We start from the raw sequence: 4891 nt of genomic DNA on the forward strand, positions 1-4891 counted from the left end.
CAAGGGCAGTTTCATCACCCCGCTGGCTGCCGCGCTGAAGCAAGTGGGCCTGACACTGGATGTGGACACCGCCAATGCCCGGATTGGCGCATGGCTGGCTGAAGTCGCCCATCAGCGCATTCACGGCACTACCCAAGAAAAGCCGCAAGTCCTGCTCGACAAGGAGCGTCTGAGTTTGCAGCCATTGCCAGCACAGGCAACACCCTCCCGCAGCACTGTCAGCCCCGTGACAGTCAAAGCGGCGTTACCGGTCGAAAGCTTGCAGCACCCGCTCAGCACCTATGACCAATTGCTGGGAGGCTGCCCATGAATTTGCAAATGGAACGTATCCGTCACTATTGTGACAGCCTGAAACTGCCTGCCATTGCCACTGAATGGCCAGCACTGGCACAACAGGCCGCCAGTGGGGAAACCTCATTTGCTGACTTTCTGGAGCAATTGCTGCGGACAGAACAGGAAGCCAGGGCACTGCGCACCCGTGAGACTTTGCTGAAGCTGGCGGGACTGCCCGCCCTGAAGCGGTTTGAAGACTATGACTTCCGCTTTGCCACGGGTGCACCCCGCCAACAGTTGCAGGAACTGACCAGCTTGGCGTTTATTGAACGGGCGGAAAACATCGTGCTGCTAGGCCCCAGCGGCGTGGGTAAAAGCCATCTGGCCATCAGTCTAGCTGCGCTGGCGGTTAACCGGGGCATCAAGGTGCGTTTTATCACGGCTGCCGACCTGATGCTGCAACTGGCGGCTGCCAAAAAGCAAGGGCGGCTGGATAACTACCTCAAACGCAGTATCCTCTCATCCCGCCTGTTAGTTATTGATGAAATCGGCTATCTGCCGTTTGGACGCGAAGAAGCCAATTTGTTCTTCAATGTCGTTGCCAAACGCTATGAACACGGCAGTGTCATTGTCACCAGCAACCTGCCGTTCTCTCAATGGGCAACGGCCTTTGCCGATGACCAGACACTCACCGCAGCATTGCTGGACAGGCTGCTGCATCATGCCCATATCGTGCAGATCGCCGGTAACAGCTACCGTCTCAAGGACAAAAAGATGGCAGGGACAGTGCCTGTCAGGGAGGATAAGACCCGCCAGTAAGTCAGTGAAAAACAGCTTGGGTGGGTCAATTTTAAATTGTCATTTTAACCCGTAAGGTGGGTCAGTTTTGGATTGCTATTGACACTCGGTGGCTGCATTGCATTTCTAAGCCACCAATACGGCGGTTAATGCCGTCTGCTTTGAGCGCCTCGCTTTTGAGTATTTCTAAGCCACCAATACGGCGGTTAATACACAATGGATATAATCAACCACGCCCCAGACTTTCTAAGCCACCAATACGGCGGTTAATTGGCGGATACGTCATGGGGTCAGGCGATCATTTTTCTAAGCCACCAATACGGCGGTTAATAGGTTTCGTTGCTGGCATGGGGCAAGCTTTGCTTTCTAAGCCACCAATACGGCGGTTAATGGGAATATTGCCGGTGTTAAACATCGGCAATATTTCTAAGCCACCAATACGGCGGTTAATGTTGACATAATAGTTAGGCAAGGATTGATAATTTTCTAAGCCACCAATACGGCGGTTAATGATTACGCGCAGAGAGGCGATGGAGATAACGGTTTCTAAGCCACCAATACGGCGGTTAATCTAGCAACCTTTCCTCTTCCGCATATTCCAGATTTCTAAGCCACCAATACGGCGGTTAATATCCCTTCCCCGCCAGCGGTCGATAATGTCGCTTTCTAAGCCACCAATACGGCGGTTAATTCGACTTCCCATGCCCACTCTAGTGCGGTTTGTTTCTAAGCCACCAATACGGCGGTTAATCACAAGCCCTACCTAGACACTGCGCCGCTGCTTTTCTAAGCCACCAATACGGCGGTTAATACGCAGGGCGTTAATGTCAGCACCGACTGTTTTTTCTAAGCCACCAATACGGCGGTTAATGCTAGAACACCTAAAACCCGACTACCGCGACTTTTCTAAGCCACCAATACGGCGGTTAATTGGCAGGGCATCGACAAGGGCATCATCGACAATTTCTAAGCCACCAATACGGCGGTTAATTTGTTCAACGTCTCCACGTTCCCGTGGTTCTCTTTCTAAGCCACCAATACGGCGGTTAATGCGCCCGTGCGTATTCGGTGGCGATAACTTCATTTCTAAGCCACCAATACGGCGGTTAATCCAAAGCGCCTGCGGCAACCTGCCGGATTTGATTTCTAAGCCACCAATACGGCGGTTAATAACTCTTCCTTCGTGTCAATCAGCGCAGTACCTTTCTAAGCCACCAATACGGCGGTTAATGCTGATGTGGCAGGCGGGTTGCAAAACCTTGTTTTCTAAGCCACCAATACGGCGGTTAATACCCCGCTAAAGCCACGGGCACGCCGTTTTTGATTTCTAAGCCACCAATACGGCGGTTAATATCAGGCGTGCCCGTGGCAAAGTGATGATATTTTTCTAAGCCACCAATACGGCGGTTAATCCCGTGGCGCATCCATCGGCTTAGCGATTTCCTTTCTAAGCCACCAATACGGCGGTTAATATCAGGCGTGCCCGTGGCAAAGTGATGATATTTTTCTAAGCCACCAATACGGCGGTTAATATCCCTTCCCCGCCAGCGGTCGATAATGTCGCTTTCTAAGCCACCAATACGGCGGTTAATCGGCTGTAGCGTATCGGTATTTGCACGATCGGTTTCTAAGCCACCAATACGGCGGTTAATGCGGTGCAATCGCAGACGGTGCAGCGTACCGTTTTCTAAGCCACCAATACGGCGGTTAATGTTTGCAGAAAAATGGAATGGCCCCGACTACTTTTCTAAGCCACCAATACGGCGGTTAATCGACGGAAATACTACATCAACAATGCGCACATTTTCTAAGCCACCAATACGGCGGTTAATCCCGTGGCGCATCCATCGGCTTAGCGATTTCCTTTCTAAGCCACCAATACGGCGGTTAATATGTACCCACGTATGCGCGGCGACCAGCTTGCTTTCTAAGCCACCAATACGGCGGTTAATCGGAACTCTAGGGTATAGCGCCCTGCTGCGGTTTTCTAAGCCACCAATACGGCGGTTAATGCAGGCGATTTCCGCGACTGGCTGAAAGAAAATTTCTAAGCCACCAATACGGCGGTTAATCAACGGCGGTTGGTTGGGATGCAACGGCGTCATTTCTAAGCCACCAATACGGCGGTTAATTGGGCAGTGTTGGCATTGTTCAACGCGGTATTTTTCTAAGCCACCAATACGGCGGTTAATATTGCGAATGTGACTGGACTGCAAGCGGCACTTTTCTAAGCCACCAATACGGCGGTTAATTCCATCCAGCCCATGCTCGCCGCATTTCGCGCGTTTCTAAGCCACCAATACGGCGGTTAATTCGGCTTTGAGATGTTTCACGGTTTCCCAACTTTTCTAAGCCACCAATACGGCGGTTAATGTGGATTAGCCACGCGCTTTGTTGAGCAGATATTTCTAAGCCACCAATACGGCGGTTAATCAATGGCGATACAGATTACAGCGACATTGCTGTTTCTAAGCCACCAATACGGCGGTTAATTTAATGCCCCGTTGCATTTCAAATAACCCACATTTCTAAGCCACCAATACGGCGGTTAATGGGTCTATCGCATTTGACGGCAGCGAAAATGTTTTCTAAGCCACCAATACGGCGGTTAATCGGCGAAGTGTCGGGCGATACATGGCGAATCATTTCTAAGCCACCAATACGGCGGTTAATCTGATGCTGTTGTTTTTGATACTAATAAGTCATTTCTAAGCCACCAATACGGCGGTTAATTTCGACGTAAAAAGACCATCGTTCGCGCTGGATTTCTAAGCCACCAATACGGCGGTTAATAAATGGACAAGTGCTGCATCTACTGTTTTCTTTTTCTAAGCCACCAATACGGCGGTTAATCCCCACCAAGTCGAAATTGGGCTGCATCTGCTTTTCTAAGCCACCAATACGGCGGTTAATACCACCAGCACCCCCGACGAACTGACGCAATGTTTCTAAGCCACCAATACGGCGGTTAATGGTTTCCCCTGCCCCGCCTCCAGCGATTGATTTTTCTAAGCCACCAATACGGCGGTTAATTAATTGCTGTCAAAGACTATGTTGGACTGTCGTTTCTAAGCCACCAATACGGCGGTTAATGGCAACAATAGTAAAACGCGGAATAGGTTGGCTTTCTAAGCCACCAATACGGCGGTTAATCCGATACAGCACATCCTGTGCATACATTTTTATTTCTAAGCCACCAATACGGCGGTTAATCAAATCCATAGGAGGTTTAAGGTGAACTTAATTTTTCTAAGCCACCAATACGGCGGTTAATCCGACAAAGGTGGTTTCTGTCAGGCTGCCGATTTTCTAAGCCACCAATACGGCGGTTAATGCAGTGCATCACCAGTCAACTCACCTGTTTCTTTTCTAAGCCACCAATACGGCGGTTAATTACTTGCTGAAAGCGGGCGACCCCGTGCTATTTTTCTAAGCCACCAATACGGCGGTTAATCGATTCCAAAGACTGAGACGCAAGGCGGCAAGTTTCTAAGCCACCAATACGGCGGTTAATAACTGGGGCGCGATCGGTGACGCACTCCAGCCTTTCTAAGCCACCAATACGGCGGTTAATGCTTGATCCAGCTTGCCAATTTCCAACAGCATTTTCTAAGCCACCAATACGGCGGTTAATAGATTACGGCGGCAAGTGCAGCGCGTGCGTTGTTTCTAAGCCACCAATACGGCGGTTAATTAGCATCCACGGGCGGTGCAATTGCCAATACGTTTCTAAGCCACCAATACGGCGGTTAATATTACCGCCCACACTTAACGGAGCGAACGGACTTTCTAAGCCACCAATACGGCGGTTAATCCGTAT

At 50.2% G+C, this 4891-nt stretch carries 1 protein-coding gene, 1 pseudogene and 1 CRISPR repeat array; the gene and the pseudogene both read left to right on the forward strand.

The window, feature by feature from the left end; all coding sequences use genetic code 11:
* Window positions 1-310: pseudogene (locus tag BLV87_RS19465) on the forward strand (IS21 family transposase); the annotation flags it as partial.
* A complete protein-coding gene (gene istB, locus BLV87_RS14890) occupies window positions 307-1092 on the forward strand; it encodes an IS21-like element helper ATPase IstB (RefSeq protein WP_093069951.1) in 786 nt (261 codons plus the stop codon). The pseudogene BLV87_RS19465 and the gene istB, both read left to right, overlap by 4 nt.
* Window positions 1093-1194: 102 nt before the next feature.
* Window positions 1195-4885: a CRISPR direct-repeat array (repeat unit 28 nt; unit sequence TTTCTAAGCCACCAATACGGCGGTTAAT).
* The last annotated feature ends 6 nt before the right edge of the window (window positions 4886-4891 follow it).

This window comes from Thiothrix caldifontis (genome assembly GCF_900107695.1).
Classification (GTDB): Bacteria; Pseudomonadota; Gammaproteobacteria; order Thiotrichales; family Thiotrichaceae; genus Thiothrix; species Thiothrix caldifontis.

Coding starts and splice junctions, on each gene's coding strand:
- istB (WP_093069951.1), top strand. CDS start 307: ATGAATTTGCAAATGGAACGTATCCGTCACTATTGTGACAGCCTGAAA.